Here is a 24,593-nt window from a genome sequence, read left to right as displayed (position 1 = left end):
GGCGGGCAGCGGGCAGCCCGCGGGCCGGAGTCCCGGGCGGTCCGGGGCCGGGGCCCGGGCGGTCCGGGGTCGTCCGTCCCGTTCGCGGTGAACCGCGTCAGTCGATGAGGCTGCGGATGTCGGCGGCCGTGAGCCGCGGGCCGCCCGAGAACGCCCCGCCCTCACCGCCGTCGAGGACCCGAGAGAACAGCTCGGCCTTCGCCTCGCGCAGGGCGACCACCTTCCCCTCCACGGTGTCGGCCGCCACCAGGCGGTAGACGATCACTGGCCGCGTCTGGCCGATGCGGTGCGCACGATCGATCGCCTGGTCTTCGACCGCCGGGTTCCACCACGGATCGAGCAGCACCACGTAGTCGGCTTCCACGAGATTCAGGCCCACGCCGCCGGCCTTGAGCGAGACGAAGAACGCGGGGTCATCGCCCTCTCGGAAGCGATCGATCTCCGCCTGCCGGTTCGTCGTCGCCCCGTCGAGGTAACCCGAGGCGATGCCCTCGTCGGCGCACCGTTGGCGCGCTGCCCGCAGAAAGCGCGTGAACTGACTGAGCACGAGCACACGATGCCCCTCGGCCGCCGCCTCGACGACGAGCTCGGCCAGCGCATCCAATTTCGCCGACGGCGCTTCCCCCTCGTCGACGAGGGCGGGATCGAGGGCGAGCTGGCGGAGCATCGTGAGCGAGCGGAAGATCGCGAAACGATTGCCCTCGGCATCGTCGAGGAGGCCGAGGAGCCGCTGCCGCTCCCGATGGAATCGGCGGTCGTAGAGGGTGCGGTGGGCGGGGTGCAGGGCGACCTCGACCACCGTCTCCTGTTTCGGCGGCAGTTCCGCGGCCACGCGGTCTTTCGTGCGCCGCAACAGGAACGGGCGTATCCGTCGCCGGAGCAGGTCGAGCCGCTCCGCGTCGCCGTGCTTCTCGATCGGCGTGCGGTACAGCGTCGTGAACGACTCTCGGCTCCCCAGCAGCCCCGGGGCGACGAGCGAGACGAGGGCCCACAGCTCGAGCAGGTTGTTCTCCATGGGCGTGCCCGTGATCACCAGGGTGAACGGGACCGACAGCGCGCGCGCCGCGCGGTACCCCCGCGACGAGGGGTTCTTGATCTGCTGGGCCTCGTCGAGCACCAGGCCCGACCACTCCCCCTCGGCGTACTGCTCCTGCTCCAGGCGGAACAGGGCGTAGCTGGTGACCACGACGTGCGAGCCCGCGACGGCGGCGGCGATGGTCGTCGTGCGCCGTGCCTGCGTGGCCGTGACCGTGGTCACGCGAAGGTCGGGGGCGAACGTCCGGCACTCGCGCGCCCAGTTGCCGACCACGCTGGTCGGGGCGACGATGAGGAACGGCGGAAGAGAGGGGTCGGCCTCGCGCGCTGCCTCCATCAACGCGATCGTCTGGACGGTCTTTCCCAGCCCCATGTCGTCGGCGAGGATGCCGCCGAGGCCCTGCGCGCGCAGGAAGTGCAGCCAGTCCAGTCCTGTCCGTTGGTAATCGCGGAGGGTGGCGCGCAGACCGGACGGCGGAGCGATCGGGACCAGGGCGGCCTCGTCGGTGAGCGCGCGCACGCGGAGCCACCAGTCCGCCTCGTTCGCGGCGAGCATGCCGAGTTCGGCCAGGTCGTCCCAGAGCCCGACGTTGTAGCGGTTGATCTTCAGCGGCGCGTCGGGGCGGTCGGTCAGGGTGCGCGCCTCATCGATGACCGCACGGAGCCGGTCGAAGTGCGAGGCGTCGAGGTGCACGTACGACCCGTCGTCGAGGAACAGCACGCGGTCGCCGTGGACGAGGGCGGTGTAGAGATCGGCGAAGTCGACCTCCACGTCGCCGACCGTCACGCGCGCATGGAGGTCGAACCAGTCGCTTCCGTCGTCGTCGCCGGTGCTCAGCTGGATCGAGGGCGGTTCCGCGGCTGCCCGGTAGGCCGGGCCCTCACCGCTGACGCTCACCCTCACATGCTCCAATGCCCGCAAGCGGGGCAGCGCTTCGACGACGAGGATCGCCGCTTCGGCCGCGGCGAGGGCCCGCGGCGGCGTCGCGCCCGACGCAAAGGGGTCGGGTATGTCGACGTGGAGCTCGGCGGCGATCTCCCGCACCGCGAGCCCGATGCCGGCCTCGTGCTCCCGGTCGCGACGACCGCGCACCTCCGTGCGATCCCAGCGCACGGAGATCGTCGCCGCGCCGGGGGCGTGTTCGACCAGTATCTCGAGCACGGGTCGGGGTGCGGGCGGAAGCTCGACACTGCCCTTCGGCGACACCACCGGTGCATCGAGCTGGAGCCGGGGGAGATAGTCGCGCAAGAACGTCTCGGCACCCCGATCGTCGATGGTGAGGGCCCCCGAGCGAGCGAGCAGACCCCGCAGGGGTCCCGCCGCGGGCGTCGACAACCGCGCCAGTGTGATGCGCTCGTCGTCGCCGTCGCGGTCGGCTACGAACGCCACCGCCACCCCGGGGTCTCCGACGACCCACGACGGCAGTGCCGCCACCTCATCGGTGAGTCCTTCCACGACTCCGCGCAGACGCAGGGTCGAGCCCCGTCGATCGACCGCCACCGCCGCCGTCGCCGTCTCGTCGGGGATGAGGACCGGGTGGTGCGCGCCCGCACCGGAGACGAGCGGCACCCCCGCCGCCACGACGGTCTCGAGCTGCAGCCACAGCGAGTGCGGCGGAACGGCGGAGAGCGGCATCCATTCGTCGGAGAGGTAGGCGCCGGGGCCGGAGCGGCCGAGGCGCCCCAGGCTGTCGAGAGCGGCGCGCGCCCGGGGATCGGCGACGAGGGTCGACAGGGCCGGCCATCCCGCCCGGCCCTTGATCCAGGTACCGCGCGTCCCGCGCACGCCCGGTCGGGCGCACAGCGTGAGCGCAGTGCTGCGCCCGTGCCCTCCACCCCGGCGAACGGCCAGGAACAGGCAGAGCTCGACCTCGGGCCCGTCGTCGACGGCCGGTGCGCCCTCGAGGAGTTCATCGAGCGAACGCTGCCACTCGGGACGCGGTGGCCGGCCCGCCGAGATCATGCGGTCGAACAGCACGAGCGCGGTCGCGCACGCGTGCTCGCACTCGGGTCCGCGCCCGCAGGAGCACCACCCCGACAGGCGGGAGAGATCGGTCGGCACCCGCAGTTCGAGGTGCTCGTACCCCGCCGATCCGAAGGACTGCGCCGAGACGACGAGCACGCCGTCATAGGTCTTCACCTCGCCGACCTCGACCGAGCCGTAGACGAGCAGGCGGTCGGCCCGCGCCATCGCCCCCGACGAGAACATCTCGCCGGCGATGCTGATCGCCTCGGGGTCCATGTGCATTCCGCCATTCTCCCCGGGCGATGCGGCATCCGGACGCGACGGCGGTGCGATCGGGGGATGCCGGCCCCGCTTCGGCCGCAGGGGAGGAGGCGTGCACCCGCCGGTCGTTACGCTGGGTCGGTGACCTCCCTCCACGACTCCTCGGTGCGCGGCTTCGCCTCCGACAACTACTCCGGCATCCACCCCGACGTCCTCGCGGCCATCGCCGCGGCCAACGAGGGCCACCAGGTCGCGTACGGCGAAGACGTCTACACCGCGCGCCTGCAGGAGCTCTTCGTCTCGCTCCTCGGCGACGGCGTCGAGGCCTACCCCGTCTTCAACGGCACGGGCGCCAACGTCGTCGGGCTGCAGTCGATGCTCCCCCGCTGGGGAGCCGTGATCTCGGCCTCCACCGCGCACATCAACGTCGACGAGGGCGGCGCACCCGAGCGCGTCGGAGGGATCAAGCTCCTCACCGTGCCCACCGACGACGGCAAGCTCACTCCCGAGCTCGTCGACCGTGAAGCCTGGGGATGGGGCGACGAGCACCGCGCCCAGCCGCTCGTCGTCTCGATCACGCAGTCGACCGAGCTCGGCACGCTCTACAGCGTCGAGGAGATCCGCGAGCTGGCCGCCCACGCCCATGGACACGGCATGCGCCTGCACATGGACGGCGCCCGCATCGCGAACGCCGCCGCCGCGCTCGACGTGCCGCTGCGCACCTTCACCCGCGACGCCGGAGTCGACGTGCTGAGCTTCGGCGGCACCAAGAACGGCGCCATGATCGGCGAAGCCATCGTCGTGCTCGACCCCGAGGCCTCCACCGGACTCACGTACCTGCGCAAGCTCGACATGCAGCTCTCGAGCAAGATGCGCTTCGTCTCGGCCCAGCTCGTCGCGCTTCTCGACGGCGACCTGTGGCTGCGCAACGCGCGACACTCCAACGCCATGGCCCAGCGCCTGCGGGCCGGGGTCGAGGCGGGTCTGGCCGACGGCTCGATCCGGGGCGTGGAGTTCACCCAGCCCACCCAGGCCAACGGCGTCTTCGCGACGCTGCCGGCCGGCGTCGCCGACCGTCTGCGCGAGAGCTTCCGGTTCTACGACTGGGACGAGATGCGCCGCGAGGTGCGCTGGATGTGCTCGTTCGACACGACCGCGTCCGACATCGACGCGTTCGTGGCGGCCATCGCCCGCGAGACGACCGCCTGAGCGGAGCGCGCACCCCGAGGGCCGTGGCATCCCCGTCCGGATGCCGCGGCCCTCGGCGTCTCAGGCGCCGGCGAGCCAGTCGCGATATGCGTCGAACGTGCTCTCGCGCCCGAGGAACGCCTCGACCAGGTCGCGCGCGTCGCGGGTTCCGCCCGGCTCGAGGATCTCGCGGCGATAGCGCGTGGCCGTCTCGGTGTCGAACAGATCGTCGCCGAACGCCGACAGCAGATCGCGCGCGATCACGAGGCTCCACTGGTAGGTGTAATAGCAGGCGCCGTAGCCCGTCAGGTGGCCGAAGCCGGCGTACGAGTGCGAGCCGTCGAGCGGCGTGACGGGGCTCGCGGCGCGGTAGTAGCCGTCGACGGCCGCGGCCAGGTCGGCGGGACGGTCCACGTGCAGGCGGTAGGACGTGGTCGCGTGGCCGAGCTGGCGCGTCACTTCGAGGCCCCGACCGAAGGCGTCGGCGGTACGCATGCGGGCGACGAGGTCGGCCGGGATGGACTCCCCTCGTCGTTCACCGCGAAGGCGGCGAGCGCCTCGGCATCCCACGCCCACTCCTCGAGAAGCTGGCTCGGCGCCTCGACGAAGTCCCACTCGGTCGCGACACCCGTCCACCTCGCCCACTTCTGACGGCCGCCGAGGATGTCGTGCACGAGGTGTCCGAACTCGTGGAAGAACGTCACGACCTCGTCGTGCTCGAGCAGGCCGCGCGAGAAGTTGCACAGCAGCACCGCCTCGGGCAGCGACCGCCCCACGATGCCCGGAGCCAGGCCGAAACAGGCCGCGTGGTTGTACTTGCCGTCACGCGAATGCAGGTCGAGGTGGATGCGACCCAGCCGCTCGCCCGCTCGGACGACGTCGTAGGTGCGCACGTCGTCGTGCCAGGACGCGGCGTCGACGGGGACGTAGTCCACGTCGAGCAACCGACCGGTCGTGGCGAGAACGCCGTCGAGGACGCGGTCGAAGCGGAAATACGAGCGCACGAGCTGCGCGTCGACGTCGTACTCCTCACGCTTGAGCGCCCCCAGCACGTACCAGAAGTCGGCGATCGTGACCGCCTCGGCGGTCGGGTCGTCGCGGCGCAGACGCTCGAGCACACGCTCGTACTCCGCCGCGGCCGCGGGGGCCGCGGCCTCGGCGACGCGGTCGAGGAAGGCCGCCACGGCGGCGCTGGAGCCGATCATGCGCGTCTCGGTCTCGTAGTCGGCCCAATCGCCGTAGCCGAGCAGCGCCGCACGCTCGGCCCGCACCGCGAGCAGCTCGGCCAGCACGGCCTCGTTGTCGGGCCAGGCCAGATCGTTGTAGAGGCCCACCAGCGCGTGGCGCACCGCGCGATCGCGCGCGTATTCGCGCACCGGCATGAGGTCGGTGTACTCCGTGGTGAGGGTCACCATGCCCTCGTCGTCGGCCGGGTGCTCGGCGAGGAAGTCGGCGGGCAGCCCCTCGAGCGACCCCGCGGGAACGCGGATCTCGCGGCGCCCTTCGCGGATGTTGCGCGAGAAGGTCAGCGACAGCTCGGTGTCGCGGTCGGTCAGCTCGCGCACGCGTTCGCGGTCGGCATCCGACAGGTCGACGCCCCCGCGGCGGAAGTCGCGCCGCACCTGCGCGAGGAAGCGCTGCTCGTCCGGTTCGAGCTCCGCGTCGTCGGCGTCGGCGAACACCCCCCACAGCGCGCGGTCGAGCAGCCGGCGCGACTGCACCGCGTCGACGGCCTGGGCCTGCTTCTCGGCGGCGTCTCGCACCCCCGCGTCGGGGTGGGACTCGCTGATCAAGTGCGAGGGCGCGGCGGCCTCGGCGAGCGCGATGTCGGCCTCGTTCCAGAGGGCGAGGCGCTCGCGCAGTGTCGAGTCGGTCTCGGCGACGAGGCGCTCGTCGATCGCGGTGACCCGCTCGAGCCGCTCGCGCGGGCGCTCCTCGGCGAACGCGCGCCAGCCCTCGAGATCGCGCGGCAGGGACAGGGGTTCCAGGGGTGAATCCGGCATCCCTCGACCCTAGGCAGGGTCACCGGCGCGGGCAATGCCTCCTGCGCGTTCCCACCCCGGTGGGGAGGGTGGGGAGGAGTCGTCGCGCCGACCGGGGAGCGGCCGTCTTCAGCGCAGAGCGCCCACCGACGCCAGCGCGAGGCGGATGAGCGTGCCGCGGCCGCCCTCCATCTCGTCGGACAGCGCCTCGGAGGCCGCCTCCTGCGGCGAGAGCCAGGTGACTTCGAGGGCGTCCTGGCGCGGCTCGCAGGTGCCCGTCACGGGCACGACGTAGGCGAGCGAGACCGCGTGCTGGCGGTCGTCGTGGAAAGCGGTCATCCCCGGCAGCGGGAAGTACTCGGCGACCGTGAACGGGGTCGGCTGCGGGGGCAGCAGCGGGAACGCCATAGGCCCCAGGTCGTTCTCGAGGTGTCGGAACAGGGCGTCGCGCACGGTCTCGCCGTAGCGCACACGACCCGAGACGAGCGTGCGGGTCATCTCACCCAGCGGTGTCGCGCGCAGCAGGATGCCGACCTGGGTGACCGCCCCCATGCCGTCGGTGCGCACCGGCAGGGCTTCGACGTAGAGCATCGGCAGGCGTCGACGCGCCTCGGCCAGCTCGACCTCGCTCAGCCATCCCGGGTTGGCGTTCGGACCTCCGGGCGCGCCTGAGAAGGACGCCGAGAGCGGTTCGCGCTCGTCGCCGTTGTCGCCGGGTTCGGGGTCGGGGGTGCGCACGGGCATGGTCCCTGTATATCAACGTCTGCCGCGGATGCCGCGTGTCCCGCACGAGCGGACCCCGGGTTCGACGCGCGAACGCCCCGCGCCCGGCCCGTGATCGCCGTCGCCGGCAGCTCCGGCATCCCGCCGGTCGCGTCGACTCCGGATGCGATGTCGGCGGCCTTTGCCACAATGGCCGCATGAGCGCGCATCCGTCTCTCGATCCGTCCGTCGTGCGTTGGTCGGTGCCGCCGTCCGAGCGCGAGGGCCGCCCCGTGCTGGTCCTCCTGCACGGATACGGCTCCGACGAGCACGACCTCTTCGGCCTGGTCCCGTATCTGCCCGACGCCTTCGCGATCGCGAGCGTGCGCGCCCCTCTCGTCCCTCCGTGGCCCACGCCCGGAGCATCGTGGTATCCGATCGAGGGCCTCGACGGCCGCGCCCCCGAGGCCGTCACCCTGGCCGCCCGCGCGCTGCTCGCGTGGGTGCGGGACGCCGTGGGCGAGGCACCCGTGGGCCTGCTCGGCTTCTCGCAGGGCGGCGCGGTGGCACTGCAGACGCTGCGGGTCGCTCCCGACGCGGTGTCGTTCGCCGTGGTGGTCGCCGGGTACGCGGCCGGGGGCGAGCTGCCGGGCGACGCGGTGCTGGCCGAGCGGCGCCCCCCGGTGTTCTGGGGCCGCGGCGCCGCCGACGACGTCATCCCGCCGCACCTGATCGACATGACCGCGCAGTGGCTGCCCGCGCACAGCGAGCTGAGCGGGCGGGTCTACCCCGGGCTGACGCACTCCATCTCGCAAGACGAGCTCGACGACGTGCGCGCTTTCCTCGACGCCCGTCTCGCGGGAAGCGCGACTCCCGACGCCTGAGGCGCGGGGGCGACCCGCGACGGGAGCCCGCGGAGGGCCGCCCCGGCGAGCTCCCCGTCCGACCGGCGACCGAGGGGCCGCGGCCCCGGGGCGATCGCCCGTTCCGCGGCGGGCGAACGTCAACCCCGGCCCGATGTCGGAGGTCCGGGGGAGGATGTCGGCATGGCCGACGTGCTCGAGAGATTCGGTCCTGCGACGCAGGACTGGTTCCGTGGTGCGTTCTCGGCGCCCACGAACGCCCAGAAGGGCGCGTGGGAGTCCGTGTCGTCGGGGCGCAACGCCCTCGTGGTCGCGCCGACCGGTTCGGGGAAGACCCTCTCGGCCTTCCTCTTCGCGATCGACCGCGTCTTCCGCGAGAAGAAGCCCCAGGCACCGGATGCCGAGCCCCCGCGCCGCGCGAAGCGCGGGGCGCCGAAAGCCGCCGCCAAGACGCCGCCCACGAACACGCGCATCCTGTACATCTCGCCGCTGAAGGCGCTGGGTGTCGACGTCGAGCGCAACCTCCGCTCGCCGCTCGTCGGGATCGGCCAATCGGCCCGACGCCTGGGCATCGAGGTGCCGGCGGTGAGCGTGGGCGTCCGGTCCGGCGACACGAGTTCGAGCGATCGGCGCAAGCTCGTCGCCGATCCCCCCGACATCCTCATCACGACGCCCGAATCGCTCTACCTCATGCTCACGAGCCAGGCGGCCGAGACGCTGCGGGGCGTGCACACGGTGATCATCGACGAGGTGCACGCCGTCGCCGCCACCAAGCGCGGAGCGCACCTGGCCGTCAGCCTCGAGCGGCTCGACGCCCTCCTCGACAAGCCCGCCCAGCGCATCGGCCTCTCCGCCACCGTGCGGCCGATCGACGAGGTGGCGCGTTTCCTCGGAGGCGCACAACCGGTCGACATCGTGGCGCCCAAGGCGACGAAGGCGTTCGACCTCTCGGTCGTCGTGCCCGTCGACGACATGCTCAACCCGCCGCCCCCGCCGGGCTCCCCTGCGCCCGACGAGGTGGGCGACGGCGAATGGTTCTCCGACCGCCCGGAGAGCACCGAGATGGCGGGGTCGGTGTGGCCGCACGTCGAGGAGGCGATCGTCGACCGCATCCTCGAACGCCGCTCGACCATCGTGTTCGCCAACTCCCGCCGCCTCGCGGAACGCCTCACGGGCCGCCTGAACGAGATCTACGCCGAGCGTCAGGGAATCGACGTGCCCGAGCCGACGGTGCCGGCGTCGCTCATGGCGCAGGCGGGATCCTCCGCCGGGGTCGCCGCCATCCTCGCCAAGGCCCACCACGGCTCGGTCTCGAAGGAGCAGCGGGCCCAGGTCGAAGACGAGCTGAAGTCCGGGGCGCTGCGCTGCGTCGTGGCCACGAGCAGCCTCGAACTCGGCATCGACATGGGAGCGGTCGACCTCGTCATCCAGGTCGAGTCGCCGCCCAGCGCGGCTTCCGGTCTGCAGCGCGTCGGACGCGCCGGTCACCAGGTCGGCGAAGTCAGTCGCGCCGCGCTCTTCCCCAAGCACCGCAGCGACGTCCTGCACACCGCCGTGGTCACCGAGCGCATGCTCGGAGGGCGCATCGAGGCCATCTCGGTGCCGCAGAACCCGCTCGACATCCTCGCGCAGCAGACCGTCGCGGCCTCGGCGCTCGGGGCGATCGACGTCGAGGAGTGGTTCGAGACGGTCAAGCGCAGTGCGCCGTTCCGCTCGCTCCCCCGCTCCGCCTACGAGGCCACCCTCGACCTCCTCGCCGGTCGCTACCCCTCCGACGAGTTCGCCGAGCTGCGGCCGCGTCTGGTCTGGGATCGCGACGCCGGAACGCTCACGGGTCGCCCGGGGGCCCAGCGCGTCGCGGTCACCAGCGGCGGCACCATCCCCGACCGCGGCCTGTTCGGGGTGTTCGTGGCGGGCGAGTCGCAGAACGCGCGCGTCGGCGAGCTCGACGAAGAGATGGTCTACGAGTCGCGGATCAACGACGTGTTCACACTCGGCACCACGAGCTGGCGCATCGTCGAGATCACGCACGACCGCGTCAACGTCCTGCCCGCGTTCGGCCAGCCGGGAAAGCTGCCGTTCTGGCACGGCGACGGCATCGGCCGCCCCGCCGAGCTCGGCGAGGCGCTCGGCAAGTTCTCGCGCGACATCGCCGGCGCCGACCGCGCCAAGGCGGAGGAGCGCCTGCGCGAATCGGGTCTCGACGACAACGCCATCACCAACCTGCTCGCCTACTTGGCCGAGCAGCGCGAAGCGACGGGGAGCCTCCCGACCGACAAGACGCTGACCGTCGAACGCAGCCGCGACGAGGTCGGCGACTGGCGCATCATTCTGCATTCCCCGTACGGCATGCAGGTGCACTCACCCTGGGCGCTCGCGGTCAACGCGCGCATCCGGGAGCGTCTCGGCGTCGAGGGCGCGGCTGTCGCGAGCGACGACGGCATCATCGCCCGGGTCCCGGATGCCGCGGCCGAGCCGCCCGGAGCCGACCTCTTCGTCTTCGAGCCCGACGAACTCGAGCAGATCGTCACCGACGAGGTGGGCGGATCCGCCCTGTTCGCCTCCCGCTTCCGCGAGTGCGCCGCGCGCGCCCTGCTGCTGCCCCGGCTCAATCCCAACCGCCGCTCGCCGCTGTGGCAGCAGCGCCAGCGCTCCGCGCAGTTGCTCGAGGTCGCGAAGCGCCACCCGACCTTCCCGATCATCCTCGAGACACTGCGAGAGGTCCTCCAAGACGTCTACGACCTGCCGGCCCTGCTGCGGCTCACGCGGCAGATCGGCGAGCGCCGCATCCGCCTCGTCGAGATCACCACCTCCCAGCCCTCGCCCTACGCCCGCGACCTGCTCTTCGGCTACGTCGGCGCCTTCATGTACGAGGGCGACTCGCCCCTCGCCGAGCGCCGGGCCGCCGCGCTCTCGGTCGATCCCGCGCTGCTGAGCGAACTGCTCGGCAAGGTCGAGATGCGCGAGCTGCTCGACCCCGACATCATCGCCCAGTTCGAGCGGGAGGCCCAGCGCCTCGACCCCGATCGCCGCGCCCGCGGCATCGAGGGCGTCGCCGATCTGCTGCGCATCCTCGGCCCGCTCGACGCGACCGAGGTGGCCGCTCGCCTCGACACCGAGGCGGATGCCGTCGCCGAGGCCGAGCAGCACCTGGCCGCCCTCGTCGACGACCGTCGCGCCATCCGCGTGACGATCGCCGGCATCCCGCGCGTCGCCGGGATCGAAGACGCCGGGCGACTGCGCGACGCCCTCGGTGCGGCGCTGCCGGTCGGCATCCCGAACGCGTTCCTCGAGCCCCTGGCCGATCCGCTCGGCGACCTGGTGGCGCGCTTCGCCCGCACCCACGCGCCGTTCCCCACCGACGCGGTGGCGGAGCGACTCGGCGTGGGCGTCGCCGTGGCGCGGCTCACGCTGCAGAGGCTCGAGTCGCAGGGGCGCCTGGCGTCGGGCTTCTTCCTTCCCGAGGCCTCGGGCGGGGCGCGCGGAGACGACATCGAGTGGTGCGACGTCGAGGTGCTCCGGCGCCTGCGCATGCGCTCCCTCGCCGCGATCCACGGGAGCGTCGAGCCCGTTTCGCCCGCGGCCTACGCCCGGTTCCTCCCCGTCTGGCAGCACCTCGGACGCCCGCTCGAGGGCATCGACGGCGTACTGGCGGTCATCGAACAGCTCGCCGGCGTGCCCATCCCCGCGAGCGCCTGGGAGTCGCTCGTGCTGCCCTCCCGTGTCGCCGACTACTCCCCCGCCCTGCTCGACGAACTCACGGCGACGGGCGAGGTCGTCTGGTCGGGGCACGGCACGCTCCCCGGCCGTGACGGGTGGATCGCCCTGCACCCCGCGGAGGCCGCCCCCTTCACGCTGCAAGACCCCGACGACGCCGACGATCCCGCGCCCGATTCACTCGAGGCACGCATCCTCGCCGCCCTGGCCGGGGGCGGCGCCTACTTCTCCGCGCAGCTGAAGCAGCTGGCCGGGGCCGAGAACGAGCAGTCGGTGAACGACGCCCTGTGGGCCCTCACCTGGGCGGGGCGCGTCACGAACGACACCTTCGCCCCGGTGCGCACCCTGCTCAGCGGAGGCGGGCAGTCCCACCGTGTCGCCCGGCGTGCACCCCGCGCCCGCATGTACCGTGGGGCGACGATGCCGCGAGCGACCTCCGCCCCCCGCCCGCCGTCGCTCGGCGGACGCTGGTCGCTCCTGCCCGAGCGCGAGGCGGATGCCGCCGCGCGCGCCACCGCGACGGCCAGCCTGCTGCTCGACCGCTACGGCGTGGTGACGCGCGGGGCGGTGCAGTCCGAGGGCGTCCCCGGCGGCTTCGCGCAGGTGTATCGCATCCTCGCCGGGTTCGAGGAGGCGGGGCACTGTCGACGCGGCTACGTCATCGAGAAGCTCGGCGCGGCGCAGTTCGCCGCGTCGGCCACGGTGGACCGCCTCCGCGAGTTCGCCGCCGTCGCCGACCCGCCGCCTCTTCGCGCCGTGACGCTCGCCGCCACCGATCCCGCCAATCCGTACGGCGCCGCACTCGGCTGGCCCACGATCGAGGGGGTCACGCACCGCCCGGGCCGGAAGGCCGGCGGGGTCGTCGTCCTCGTCGACGGCGAGCTGACGCTGTACCTCGAGCGCGGCGGACGCAGCGCGCTCGCCTTCACCGACGACGAGGCGCACCTGCAGGCCGCCGCGCGGCACCTCGCCGAGACCGCGAGGAAGCGCCGGCTCGACACCCTCACCGTCGAGCAGGTGAACGGGGAGTTCGTCTACGGAACCGCCGTCGGGCGCGCGCTGAGGGAGGCGGGGTTCGTGGAGTCCCCGAAGGGACTCACCCTGCGCAAGCTCACCGCGGGCGACACCCTGCGGGAGGCCGCCCGTGCCTGAGGGAGACACCGTCTACCGCGCCGCGGCCAAGCTGCACGCGGCGCTGGCCGGCAAGATCGTCACGCGCTTCGACGTCCGCGTTCCGGGCAGCGCGACGGCCGACCTCCGCGGAGAGACCGTGCACGAGGTGGCCGCCCGCGGCAAGCATCTCCTGCTCCGCGTCGGCGGGTACACCCTTCACTCGCACCTGAAGATGGAGGGGCGCTGGGACGTCTACCGGCCGGGCGAACGCTGGCGGAGGCAGGCGTTCAAGGCCCGCGCCATCGTCGGCGTGGCGGGCGCCGAAGCGGTGGGCTTCGACCTCGCGATGGTCGAGGTGCTGCGCACCGCCGACGAGCACACCGTCATCGGCCACCTCGGACCCGACCTGCTCGCCGACGACTGGGACGAGGCGGAGGCCGTGCGACGCGTCGCCGCCGACGACCGGGCGGCGCACGTGGTCCTGCTCGACCAGCGCAACGTCGCCGGCTTCGGCAACGTCTACGCCAACGAGCTGCTGTTCGTGCGCGGCATCGCGCCGACGACCCCCGCCACCGAGATCGACGCCGCGGCCACCATCGCCCTCGGCGAGCGCATGATCCGGGCGAACCTCCCGCGTCCCGAGCGCACGTTCACCGGCGACAGCCGACCCGGGCGACGGTTCTGGGTCTACGGCCGCGAGGGGGCGCCGTGCCGACGGTGCGGCACCCCGATCCGCGCGGGAAGCCTCGGCGCCTCTGCCACCACCGAACGCAACGTGTTCTGGTGCCCCACCTGTCAGCCCGGCTGACCCGACGACACCGTCCCCCGCCCACCGGGCGGGAAGCGACCCCCACGTGCCCACGTGTCAAGCCGCCCGCGTCATCCGGTTTCGCGTGCGAGAACAAGGGGACGACAAAACGCCGGAGGCGCTCCGGACCGGTTCTCTCGACATCGAGGAAACCGATCGCGGTGGGGGCGACGAACAACCGTGCGAGGGAATGAAGGGCATTCCCGACCCGTTGTCATACATGTCGGCGCACCCGACGGCCGACCGGAGGGGATCGTGGGAAAGAACTACATCGACATCGAAAACGACCACGGCGAGACGCTGCGTTACCGCAAGCACGTCAATGGTCGCGGACTCGTCGCGCACGGCGCGAAGGTCCACCCGTCGGCTCTCGTCGAGAACGGCGCGTACGTCGAACCCGGCGTTCAGATCGCGGCCGGTGTTCGAGTCGGCCGCGGCGCGTGGATCGAGTCCGACGCCGTCATCGGTCCGGAAGCCCGTATCGAACCGCACGCGCACATCTGCGCGGGAGCGGTGATCGGCGCCGGCGCCCACATCGGCGTCCGCACGCAGGTGGGTCACAACGCGCGTATCGCGGTGGGCTCGCTGATCGGCGACGACGAGATCATCAACGACGGCGAGGCCGTCGCGACCGACCGCCGGGGGCTTCGCCTGGCGGCCTGAACCCGGAACCACCGAGACCGACGACCCGCACGCCTCCTCGGAGCGTGCGGGTTTCGCGTGCCCGGGCACGGCATCCGTGTCCGGTCACGCCCGCGCGCGACCCGCCCGAGGGGAACGACGCGATCCCGCGGCCTCGATCGCCGCGCGCCTCGGGCGCGGGAGCCCGCGCCTTCCCGCACGGTCAGGCGAGGATCGCGAGCACCACGCCGATCAGCGGCAACGTGCCCTGGATGACCGCCGGCCGCAGGTACCGGCGCCCCGAGGTCACGAGCACGATCGCCGCGGCGAGCATGGACCCGAGCGAGAAGATCAGCAGCGTGCGACCGGCGACCTCGCCGATGCCCTCGACGACCCAGAATCCCACGCCGACGGCCGCACCGATCGCGAGGAACAGGTTGTAGAACCCCTGGTTGTACGCCATCGATTTCGTGGTGTCGGCGGCCCGCTGATCGGCGATCCCGAAGATCCGCCAGGTGTTCGGGTGCGACCAACGCACGCTCTCGAGCACGAAGATGTACACGTGCAGCAGGGCCGCGAGCCCCGCGAACACCAGAGCGAGGATGCCGATCATCCCCCCACGCTAGTCCCGCGGCTAGCCTGGGACCATGGCGAACGGCAGCGGATCCCGTGGGCGCGGTGGAGCCGCTCGACGCGGCGGACCCGCGCGACCCTCCGCGGGGGCCCGGAAACGCCCCGCCGCGAAGGCTGATCGCCGCCCCGCGTCTCGACCCGCCCCGGCAGCCGCGGAAGAGCCGCGCACCTTCGTGCTCGGCGCGATCCCGGGCGCGACCCCGGGCAAGTGGATCGGCCTCTGGCGCGAGCGTCTCCCGCACGTGTCGCTCGAGCTGCGCGAGATCGCGGTCGACGCCCAGCGCGACGCGCTCGACGACGTCGACGCGGCCCTCGTGCGCCTGCCCCTGGCGGCATCCGACGACATCCACGTGATCGAGCTGTACGAGGAGCTCGCCGTCGTGGTCATGTCGGTCGACTCGCATCTCACCGCCGCCGACGACCTCGGCATCGCCGACCTGGCGGGCGAGATCGTGATCGTGCCCGCCGACGACGTGGTGCGCCCCCGGATCCCGGCTGCCGTGCCCCCGGCGTTCGCCGCCCCGGTCGACACGGCGGAGGCCGTCGCCACGGTGGCCGCGGGCGTCGGCGTCGTGATCATGCCGATGTCGCTCGCGCGGGCCCACCAACGCCGCGACGTCGAGCATCGCGTCCTGCGCGACGGTCCGCGATCGATCGTCGCGCTCGCGTGGCTGCGCGAGAAGACGACGCCCGATGTCGAGACGTTCGTCGGCATCGTGCGGGGTCGCACCGCGAACTCCTCGCGCTGAGCCCCGGTTCCCCCGTGTGTCGGGCGTTCCGGCGCCCATTCAGACGGCCCGCATAGAATCTCGGAGTGACAGCCCCCCTCCTCTACGTCTGCGCGCGCCCGCAGCGCGACGCTGCGGTCGCCGAATGGGCCTCGTTCCGCGACGGCCTGGGCGTGGGTGACGACGACCTCGTGCACCACGATCTGGTGCGCGAGACGCTTCCGGCCGATCTCGAGCGCTATGCCGGCGTCGTGGTGGGCGGGAGCCCCTTCAACGTCACCGATCCCGACAAGACCGACGAGCAGCGCCGTCTCGAGCGCGACCTCGAGCGACTGGCCGCGGCGGCGATCGAGGGGCGCACGAGCGCGCTGTTCACCTGCTTCGGCATCGGCGTGGTCACGCGCCTGCTGGGCGGCAGCGTGTCCCTCGGCCACCCCGAGGGCACGGGTCCGACCGAGATCGCGCTGACCGGAGCGGGCCGAGACGACGAGCTGTTCGGCATCCTCGATCCGCGCTTCCAGGCGCTGACCGCGCACAAGGAGGGCGCGGCGAGCGTGCCGCCGGGCGCGACCCTGCTCGCCGAGAACCCCGCGTGCCCCGTGCAGGCCTACCGGGCCGGGCGGAGCCTGTGGGCCACGCAGTTCCACCCCGAGCCCACGACCGAGGCGTTCGTCGCGCGCATGGTCGTGTATCGCGACGCGGGCTATTTCGACGCCGACGCGTTCGAGCAGGTCTCCGCCTACGTGCGCACCGCGTCGGTGGAGCAGCCCACGCGCCTGCTGCGCGCGTTCGCGGCCCGGACCGTCACCGCCTGACGCGGGCACCGCCCCGCTGCGGCGCCCCCGGGCGGCCCGCCGCCGAGCCGTCGCGCCGCGTGGCGCGATGTCAACCCTCGGGACCGAATTTCCCTAGCTTATCTAGTGTTCTCGGTATGAACGAAACAGCACAGTGGCGCGGCGTCGACCTCGCGCGCCAGATCGTCGTCCTCTCCGCGGTGTCGTTCATGCTCATCGCGGCCGTCATCGGAGCGGGTGCCTTCGGCGACAGCGCGGTGGAGGATCAGCAGGGCGGCGCCCTCGACACCGACGGGTCGTACCTCGCTCCCGCCGGTCCCGCGTTCTCGATCTGGTCGGTCATCTACCTCGGCCTGATCGCCTACGCGATCTGGCAGGCGCTCCCCCGCCAGCGCACGAACCCCCGTCAGCGCGCCCTCGGCTGGCTGATCGCCCTCACGATGACGATGAACGGCCTGTGGCTCGTCGCCGCGCGCTTCGGCACACTGCTGCTCACGGTCGTGGTCATCGTGCTCCTGCTCGCGGCCCTCGGCTGGACCTTCCGCGTCGCCGTCGCCACCCGCGAACCCCGCGGCGGCGTGGTCGACTCCGTGCTCATCGACGGGGTCACGGGCCTGCACCTCGGGTGGGTCACCCTCGCCACCGTCGCCAACATCGCCGCCTGGCTCACCACCGTCGTCCCCGCGAGGTGGGAGGACGCGGCGGATGCCATCGGCGTCGCCGTCCTGATCGTGGTGGCGCTCATCGGTCTCGCGATCGCGTGGCGCAGCTCCTGGCGCGTCGCGCCCGCCCTCGCCCTCGCGTGGGGCCTCAGCTGGCTCGCCGTCGAGCGCTTCACCGGCGAGCCGCAGAGCGGTCCGATCGGGCTGACGGCGATCATCGTGGCCGCCGTCGTCCTGCTGGTGCCAGCGATCGTGAGCGTGCTGCGCGTGATCCGTCCCGGCGTCGACTGACAGCTCGCCGTAGGCCCTCGGCATCCACCTCGCAAACAGGGGTGATCGCGGGGAGCGGAGCGGTGTCATCGGGGCGCGGAATCGCTGCCTCTCGCCCTTCTCGTCGTGATCTTCGTCGCCGCCGCGGCCGTGGTGTGGGTCGCCGGCATCCAGCTGTCGAAAGCGACCGACGTGCTCGACGCCCGCCTGCATCTGGGAAGCGCCCTCGGCGGGCTCATCGTGCGGGCCGCGGCGACGAACCTCCCCGAGATCGCCACCGTCTCCGCGGCGATCTCGGGGAATCTCGACGTCGCCGTCGGCAACACTCGGCGGAATTCCCCTGCAGACGGTCGTCCTCGTGATCCTCGACGCGTTCGGCAGGCGGGGGCGCGGCGTGAAGCCGCTCACCTACCGCGCGGCCTCGCTGACGCTCGTGCTCGAGGGCCTGGCCGTGGTGGCGTGTTGGCCGTGGTCTCCCCCGAGCGAATGCGTCCGACATCTACCTCACCGCCGCGGCGGCGCTGCTGACGCTGGTCTACGTCGTGGGGCTCATCTTCCGCCCGCAACGACGGATCCTGGGCATGGGCGTGGACTCGTTCATCGTGCCCGCCCTGTACGCGCTGGGCATCGGCGGCCTGTTCGCGATCGCCGCCTGAGGCGGGGCGGTCTCCGGCCTCCGCCGCGGCGCGACCCCGGACACACTGACGGCCCCGCCCCTCGCGGGACGGGGCCGTCGACGAGCGGTCAGAGAGCCGGTGCGACGATCGCGCTCGCCCCCGCGGGCACCGTCACGGCGTCGCCGTCGAGCGCCACGCCCTCGGCGGTCGCCAGAAGCACGCGCGACCCGGATGCCACGGAGGCCGAGGCCTCGGCATCCGACAGGTTCACCACCACGACGAGATCGCGACGGCGCAGCTCGTAGACGCGCCCGCCCTCGGCCTCGCGGGCCCCGGCGGACAGGCCCTCGCGAGAGGGGTCGGTCAACTCGGGACGCTCCCGACGCAGCTTCGCGAGCTCTCGGTACAGGCCGAGCAGCTGCGCGTGATCGCCCTCACCGACCTCGTGCCAGTCGAGCTTGGAGTTCTCGAAGGTCGCCGGGTCCTGCGGGTCGGGGACGGAGGACTCGTCCCAGCCCATCTTCTCGAACTCCGCGATGCGCCCCTCGGCCGTGGCCTTTCCGAGCTCGGGCTCGGGGTGCGAGGTGAAGAACTGCCACGGCGTGGTGGCACCCCACTCCTCGCCCATGAAGAGCATGGGCGTCCCCGGCGCGGTGAGCGTCAGCACGGCGGCCGCGGCGAGGCGGTCGTAGCCGAGCGACTGCGACAGACGGTCTCCGGCGGCACGGTTGCCGATCTGGTCGTGGTCCTGGGCGAAGGTGACGAGGCGCCAGTTCGGCACGGCCTCCGGCACGGGGTGCCCGTGCTTCTCCTCGCGGAACGACGAGTAGGTGCCGTCGTGGAAGAAACCGCCCTCGCTCACCTTGCGGAAGGCCTCGAGATCGGCGAAGTCCTCGTAGTAGCCGATCGTCTCGCCCGTGAGCGCGACATGGGCGGTGTGATGCCAGTCGTCCGACCACTGCGCGGTCAACCCGTAGCCCCCGGCCTCGCGCGGGAGGATGAGCTTCGGGTCGTTCATGTCGCTCTCGGCGATCGTGGTGAGCGGGATGCCGCGGTGCGCCGACAGGGCGTCGGTGCGCTCGGCCAGCTCCTGCAGCAGGTGCACCGGGCGGTGATCGAGCAGCGCGTGCACGGCATCCAGACGGAGACCGTCGACGTGGTAGTCGCTCATCCACATCAGGGCGTTGTCGACGATGTAGGAGCGCACGGCGTCCTCGTCGAGGTTGACCGAGTCGCCCCAGGTGTTGCGGCTGCCCTCGCGCAGGTACTCGCCGAACTCGGGCAGGTAGTTGCCCGAGGGGCCGAGGTGGTTGTAGACGACGTCCTGGATCACGGCGAGCCCGGCCGCGTGGGCCGCGTCGACGAAACGCTGGTAGGCCTCGGGTCCGCCGTACGCCTCGTGCACGGTGTACCAGAGCACCCCGTCGTAACCCCAGTTCCACGTGCCGTTGAAGCCGTTGACCGGCAGCAGCTCCACGTGGGTCACGCCGAGGTCGACGAGGTGGTCCAGGCGCCCGATCGCGGCATCCAGGGTCCCCTCCGGGGTGAACGTGCCCAGGTGCAGCTCGTAGATGAGCCCGCCCGCGAGCTGCTTCCCCGTCCACGTGCCGTCGTTCCAGCTGTAGACCGAGGGGTCGAACCACGCCGACGCCTCGTGCACGCCGCCGGGCTGGCGGCGCGATCGCGGGTCGGGACGCAGGTCGTCGCCGTCTCCCCGCACGAAGCCGTAGCGCTCGCCGTCGGCGAGGTCGACCGGAGCCGTCCACCACCCGCCCGAGGTCGAGGTCATCTCGACGTCTTCGACGACGGCATCGCCGCTGTCGTCCAGCCGGCGCAGTCGCATCCGCGTGCTCTTCGGTGCCCAAACGTCGATGCTCATGGGGTGTCCTTACGCGTGAGGGGTCGGAAAATGTCGCTTGGCGAGGCGCGAGGCGACAGAAAGCGACCCCTCACGCGCTCGTGGTCAGAAGATCAGGAGGGCTACCGGCAGGAACGCCAGCAGGTCGGCCAGGGGGGTCGGGCCGCCGGCGAAGGAGCGGCCGGTCAGCACGTCGACGACGGGCGTCTCCGGCAGCAGCAGCACCGTGTCGCGCCATCCACCCGCGGCGCGCAGACCGTGGGGCAGGCGCGTCGCCACGGCGAACACCCCGCCGCGGTCGAACGCGACGACATGCTCGGATGCCACTCCCGCGGCCTCCAGCGGACGGTAGATCTCCAGCGGGTGCTCACGGCGCAGACGCAGCGCACGCGAGGTCACGAGCAGCTTCGCCGCCCCCGTGGCATCCACCGCGGGCACGGGAGCCCCCGGAGCGTCGATCCGGGCGAGCAGACGCGCCCGCTCGGCGAAGTCGACCGCGCGACGGTTGTCGGGATCGACCAGCGACTGCTCCCACAGCTCCGAGCCCTGGTACACGTCGGGAACGCCCGCCCCCATGATCTGCAGGAGCTTCGCCGACAGGCCGTTCGACCAGCCCGCGGGCGAGATCTCGTCGACGAAGGCGCGCACGCGCTCCGCCGCCGGGCCCGTGGCCGCGTCGACGACCGCGTGCATGCGCTCCTCGAACGCCTCGTCCTGCTCCCACCACCCGGTGCTCTCCGACGCTTCTCTCGCCGCCTTCTCGGCGTACGCGTGCAGACGCTCGCGGTAGTCCTTCAGCCCCTCGGGAGTGGATGCCGATGCCGGCCACGCCCCCACGATGGCCTGCCACAGCAGGGCGTCGAAAGGCCCGTGACCGGTCGAGGCGATCCCGCGGAACTCCTCCAGGCGCGCGGCCCAGCGGTCGGGGATCTCCGCGAGCACCGCGATGCGGGCGCGGGTGTCCTCTCCGCGCTTGGTGTCGTGGGTCGACAGCGTCGTCATGGCGGTGGGCCACGACGCGTGCCGCAGGGCCTGCGCGGTGTGGAAGCCCGCGACGTCGAGGGAGAACTCCCCCGGGTCGCCGCCCACCTCGGTGAGCGATCCCAGCCGCGTGTAGCGGTAGAACGCCGTGTCTTCGACGCCCTTGGCCATGACGGGCCCGGTCGTCTGCTGGAACCGCCACGCGACCTCGAGGCTCGTGTCGGCGAGCACCGGGACGAGCTTCTCGATCACGTCGCCCAGCTCGGGCCGGCGCACCTCGGCTTCGCCCGCGGCGGCGTCGAGGTGCGCGCGACCGGCGGGAAGGTACGAGCGGTACACCGGGAAGCATGCGAGGATCTCGGCGAGCGCGTCCTGCAGCACCTCGGCTTCGAACTCGTCGCGCAGCGCCGCGGGGAGGCCGCGCACGAGACGGCGGATCTCCGACACCTGGATCGAGTCGGCGATCTTGCGCTTGGTGTCGTGGATGAGATCGTGCCAGCCGGTGAGCGGCGCGAGGTCGGTATCCGAACGCAGGCGCGCGTCGAGGGCGTCGAGCGCCGCTTCGCCCGCGGGGTCGGTCAGCACGCGGTCGATCTCGGCCAACGCGTCGTAGCCGGTCGTGCCGGCGGTCTTCCACCACGACGGCAGCGCCTCACCGTGTTCGAGGATCTTCTCTCCGAGCACGTAGCCGACCTCCCCGTCGCCGGCTTCCTCCAGCGCGACGGCGAGGCGGTCGAGATAGCCGCCGGGGTCGACGAGACCGTCGGGGTGGTCCACGCGCAAGCCGTCGGCGAGGCCCTCGCGCACCCAGCGCAGGATCTCGGCGTGCGTGGCGTCGAACACCTCGGGCAGCTCCACGCGCACGCCCGCGAGGGTCGTGACGGCGAAGAAGCGACGGTAGTTGAGATCGGCCGCCTCGTCCTGCCAGAAGCGCAACTCGAAGTTCTGCGCGGCGAGCAGCGTCTGGATCGCGTCGCGGGAGCCCGCGGCCGCGGCATCCGTCCCCGTTCCCGGCGCGACCGGGAAGACGTGGTCGTAGTACCGGATCAGCCCGTCGGGGGCATCGTCGGCGACCGTGGGGTCGTACGAGATCTCACCGATCACCTCGGCGAGGTCGGCACCGAGGATCGGCACACGCACCCGGCCGCCGCCGAACTCCCAGTCGATGTCGAACGCCTCGGCGTGCGCGGAGGCCCGGCCCTGGCGCAGCACATCCCACCACCACGCGTTCGAGCGCGGCTCGGAGACGCCCATGTGGTTGGGCACGATGTCGATCAGGATGCCGAGCTCCGCGGCGCGCGCGGCCGCGGCGAAGCGATCGAGTCCGTCGGCGCCGCCGCGCGCGGGGTCGACCCGCGTGACGTCGACGACGTCGTACCCGTGGTCGGAGCCGGGCGTGGCCTCGAGGATCGGCGAGAGGTACGCCCACGAGACCCCGAGGTCACGGAGGTAACCCGTGACCTCGGCGGCCTCGTCGAGCGTGAACGTCTCGCGGATCTGCAGGCGGTAGGTCGAGAGCGGATGCCGCACGGCGCTCAGAGCTCCGGCTTGGGGGCTTGCCCCGGCAGGTCGTCGGTGCCGACGACCTGGATCTGCGCGGTGAGGGAGGCGGCGACGGAGTGGTCGACCTCGGGCTCGGGCAGGTGGTGCTCGCGCAGCACCATGAGCGACTTCGGCTCCAGGGCGATGGTCTGGGCGGGATTCAGCGGCTTGGTGTTCGCGCGCTCCCCCGCCGTGTCGACATAGACGTCCCACTCGGGGGCGTAGTCGAAGTCGGGCAGGCGGAAATCGACCTTGTCGTCGCCGGCGTTGAACAGCACGAGGAAGTGGTCGTCGCTGATCGACTCACCGCGGCGGTCGCGTTCACGAATCCCCTGACCGTTCAGGAACACGCCCACCGCGAGGCCGAAGCCGTTGTCCCAGTCCTCGGGCTGCATCAGCGAGCCGTCGGGACGCAGCCACACCACGTCGGGGACCGGGGCCCCCTCCTCCATCTTCACCGGGCGTCCGTCGAAGAACCGGCTGCGGCGGAAGGTGGGGTGCTGCTTGCGCAGGCGCGCGAGGGCCGCCGTGAACTCGATGAGGGGGTGGTCGACGTTCGACCAATCCACCCACGTGATCTCGTTGTCCTGCGCGTAGCCGTTGTTGTTGCCGCCCTGCGTGCGGCCCAGCTCGTCGCCGTGCAGCAGCATCGGCACACCCTGGCTCAGCAGCAGCGTCGCGATGAGGTTGCGCTGCTGCTGCGCCCGACGCTTCAGCACGTCTTGATCGTCGGTGGGACCCTCGACGCCCATGTTGCTGGAGCGGTTGTGCGATTCGCCGTCGTTGTTGTCCTCGCCGTTGGCGTCGTTGTGCTTCTCGTTGTACGACACGAGGTCGCGCAGCGTGAAGCCGTCGTGCGCGGTGACGAAGTTGATGGATGCCACGGGGAAACGGCCCGAGTGCTCGTAGAGGTCGGCGGAGCCGGTCAGGCGCGAGGCGAACTCGCCGAGAGCCTGCGGCTCACCGCGCCAGAAGTCGCGGACCGTGTCGCGGTACTTGCCGTTCCACTCGGTCCACTGGGGCGGGAAGTTGCCGACCTGGTAGCCGCCGGGGCCGACGTCCCAGGGCTCGGCGATGAGCTTGACCTGCGAGACGATCGGGTCCTGCTGCACGAGTTCGAAGAACGTCGCGAGCTTGTCCACCTCGTAGAACTCCCGGGCCAGGGTCGATGCGAGGTCGAAGCGGAAGCCGTCGACGTGCATCTCGAGCACCCAGTAGCGCAGCGAGTCCATGATCAGCTGCAGCGTGTGCGGGTTGCCCACGTTCATGCTGTTGCCGGTGCCGGTGTAGTCGGTGTAGTAGCGCTTGTCGTCGTCTTCGAGGCGGTAGTACGCCTCGTTGTCGATGCCGCGCATCGACAGCGTCGGGCCCATGTGGTTGCCCTCGGCGGTGTGGTTGTAGACCACGTCGAGGATGACCTCGATGCCGGCGGCGTGGAGCGCCTTGACCATGGCCTTGAACTCCTGCACCTGCTGACCGTGGTCACCGGTGGAAGAGTACGTGTTCTGCGGCGCCAGGAAGGCGATGGTGTTGTAGCCCCAGTAGTTCGACAGCCCCTTCTCTTCCAGGGTGGAGTCGTTGACGAACTGGTGCACCGGCATGAGCTCGATCGCGGTGACGCCGAGCTTGCGCAGGTGGTCGATGACGGCCGGGTGGGCGATGCCGGCGTAGGTGCCGCGCAACTCCTCGGGCACGTCGGGATGCAGCTGGGTGAGGCCCTTCACGTGGGCCTCGTAGATGAAGCTCTCGGCGTAGGGGATCTTCGGCTGACGGTCGCCCGCCCAGTCGAAGAACGGGTTCACGACCACGCCCTTCATCATGTGGGGGGCGGAGTCCTCGTCGTTGAACGAGTCGGCGTCGCCGAACTCGTAGCTGAAGACCGGCTGGCCCCAGTCGATCTGCCCCTCGACGGCCTTCGCGTACGGGTCGAGCAGCAGCTTGCTGGCGTTGAAGCGCTTGCCCTGGGAGGGGTCGTACTCGCCGTGCACGCGGTAGCCGTACCGCTGCCCCGGCTGGATGTTGGGGAGGTAGGCGTGCCACACGAACGCGTCGACGTCCACGAGCTCGACGCACGTCTCCGTTCCGTCTTCGTCGAAGAGGCAGAGCTCGACGCGCTCGGCCCCCTCGCTGAACAGGGCGAAGTTCGTCCCGTTACCGTCGTAAGTGGCCCCGAGGGGATAACTGGATCCTGGCCATACCTGCTGCACGTGGCTCACGATAGACCAGCGTCGTTTCGCCGAGCCGACGCGGTC

General features: G+C 71.9%; 15 protein-coding genes and 1 pseudogene. 9 read left to right on the top strand and 7 right to left on the bottom strand.

The genetic code is table 11. The features are described 5' to 3' along the window. Window positions 1-97 precede the first annotated feature (97 nt). Entirely contained in the window at window positions 98-3,283 is a 3,186-nt protein-coding gene (locus ACK4LS_RS03180) for a DEAD/DEAH box helicase (protein WP_409713017.1), read from the bottom strand. A gap of 120 nt (window positions 3,284-3,403) precedes the next feature. On the opposite strand from ACK4LS_RS03180, the gene ACK4LS_RS03175 reads away from it, so the two are divergent. Continuing rightward, complete coding sequence (locus ACK4LS_RS03175; RefSeq protein WP_409713014.1) at window positions 3,404-4,471, top strand: threonine aldolase family protein; 1,068 nt, start codon at window positions 3,404-3,406, stop codon at window positions 4,469-4,471. 60 nt (window positions 4,472-4,531) lie between these two features. Here the strand turns inward: ACK4LS_RS03175 and ACK4LS_RS03170 are convergent. Both ACK4LS_RS03170 and ACK4LS_RS03165 read right to left on the bottom strand, forming a co-directional pair. Then, window positions 4,532-5,832: pseudogene (locus ACK4LS_RS03170) on the bottom strand (M3 family metallopeptidase). A 729-nt stretch (window positions 5,833-6,561) separates the two neighbouring features. Then, a complete protein-coding gene (locus ACK4LS_RS03165) occupies window positions 6,562-7,176 on the bottom strand; it encodes an NUDIX hydrolase family protein (RefSeq protein WP_409713011.1) in 615 nt (204 codons plus the stop codon). 176 nt (window positions 7,177-7,352) lie between these two features. Between ACK4LS_RS03165 and ACK4LS_RS03160 the strand changes: the two genes are divergently transcribed. The 4 genes from ACK4LS_RS03160 to ACK4LS_RS03145 all read left to right on the top strand — a co-directional run bounded on the left by ACK4LS_RS03160 (window position 7,353) and on the right by ACK4LS_RS03145 (window position 14,298). Then, on the top strand, window positions 7,353-8,018 hold the full coding sequence (locus ACK4LS_RS03160) for an alpha/beta hydrolase (protein WP_409713009.1): 666 nt from the start codon (window positions 7,353-7,355) through the stop codon (window positions 8,016-8,018). 162 nt (window positions 8,019-8,180) lie between these two features. After that, on the top strand, window positions 8,181-12,866 hold the full coding sequence (locus tag ACK4LS_RS03155) for an ATP-dependent helicase (RefSeq protein WP_409713006.1): 4,686 nt from the start codon (window positions 8,181-8,183) through the stop codon (window positions 12,864-12,866). Then, window positions 12,859-13,635, top strand: a complete 777-nt coding sequence (locus ACK4LS_RS03150) for a DNA-formamidopyrimidine glycosylase family protein (RefSeq protein WP_409713003.1) — start codon at window positions 12,859-12,861, stop codon at window positions 13,633-13,635. The genes ACK4LS_RS03155 and ACK4LS_RS03150 overlap by 8 nt, the downstream gene beginning before the upstream one ends. Before the next feature lie 255 nt (window positions 13,636-13,890). Continuing rightward, window positions 13,891-14,298, top strand: a complete 408-nt coding sequence (locus ACK4LS_RS03145; protein ID WP_076673580.1) for a transferase — start codon at window positions 13,891-13,893, stop codon at window positions 14,296-14,298. A gap of 181 nt (window positions 14,299-14,479) precedes the next feature. On the opposite strand, the gene ACK4LS_RS03140 is transcribed toward ACK4LS_RS03145, so the two are convergent. Then, a complete protein-coding gene (locus ACK4LS_RS03140) occupies window positions 14,480-14,869 on the bottom strand; it encodes a DUF1304 domain-containing protein (protein ID WP_409712999.1) in 390 nt (129 codons plus the stop codon). Between the two features lie 193 nt (window positions 14,870-15,062). Between ACK4LS_RS03140 and ACK4LS_RS03135 the strand changes: the two genes are divergently transcribed. The 4 genes from ACK4LS_RS03135 to ACK4LS_RS03120 all read left to right on the top strand — a co-directional run bounded on the left by ACK4LS_RS03135 (window position 15,063) and on the right by ACK4LS_RS03120 (window position 17,871). Beyond that, on the top strand, window positions 15,063-15,638 hold the full coding sequence (locus ACK4LS_RS03135) for a LysR substrate-binding domain-containing protein (protein WP_409712996.1): 576 nt from the start codon (window positions 15,063-15,065) through the stop codon (window positions 15,636-15,638). Window positions 15,639-15,703: 65 nt separating this feature from the next. Next, the gene (locus ACK4LS_RS03130) at window positions 15,704-16,432 is read left to right on the top strand and encodes a glutamine amidotransferase-related protein (protein ID WP_409712993.1); all 729 of its coding nucleotides are present in this window, start codon (window positions 15,704-15,706) and stop codon (window positions 16,430-16,432) included. A gap of 116 nt (window positions 16,433-16,548) precedes the next feature. After that, a complete protein-coding gene (locus ACK4LS_RS03125; protein WP_409712990.1) occupies window positions 16,549-17,364 on the top strand; it encodes a tryptophan-rich sensory protein in 816 nt (271 codons plus the stop codon). Window positions 17,365-17,469: 105 nt separating this feature from the next. Beyond that, window positions 17,470-17,871: a hypothetical protein gene (locus tag ACK4LS_RS03120; protein ID WP_409712987.1), complete on the top strand. Its 402-nt coding sequence runs from the start codon at window positions 17,470-17,472 to the stop codon at window positions 17,869-17,871. Window positions 17,872-18,087: 216 nt separating this feature from the next. Here the strand turns inward: ACK4LS_RS03120 and treZ are convergent, their stop codons facing one another. The 3 genes from treZ to glgX all read right to left on the bottom strand — a co-directional run bounded on the left by treZ (window position 18,088) and on the right by glgX (window position 24,548). Next, entirely contained in the window at window positions 18,088-19,839 is a 1,752-nt protein-coding gene (gene treZ / locus ACK4LS_RS03115; protein ID WP_409712984.1) for a malto-oligosyltrehalose trehalohydrolase, read from the bottom strand. Between the two features lie 84 nt (window positions 19,840-19,923). Beyond that, window positions 19,924-22,329, bottom strand: a complete 2,406-nt coding sequence (gene treY / locus ACK4LS_RS03110) for a malto-oligosyltrehalose synthase (RefSeq protein WP_409712981.1) — start codon at window positions 22,327-22,329, stop codon at window positions 19,924-19,926. Window positions 22,330-22,334: 5 nt separating this feature from the next. Beyond that, entirely contained in the window at window positions 22,335-24,548 is a 2,214-nt protein-coding gene (gene glgX, locus ACK4LS_RS03105) for a glycogen debranching protein GlgX (RefSeq protein WP_409712978.1), read from the bottom strand. Window positions 24,549-24,593: the final 45 nt, after the last annotated feature.

The sequence above is a fragment of the Microbacterium sp. genome (genome assembly GCF_046295495.1).
GTDB lineage: Bacteria > Actinomycetota > Actinomycetes > Actinomycetales > Microbacteriaceae > Microbacterium.
Note: the sequence above shows the minus strand (reverse complement) of the source record. Positions and strands in the feature narration are given on the sequence as shown.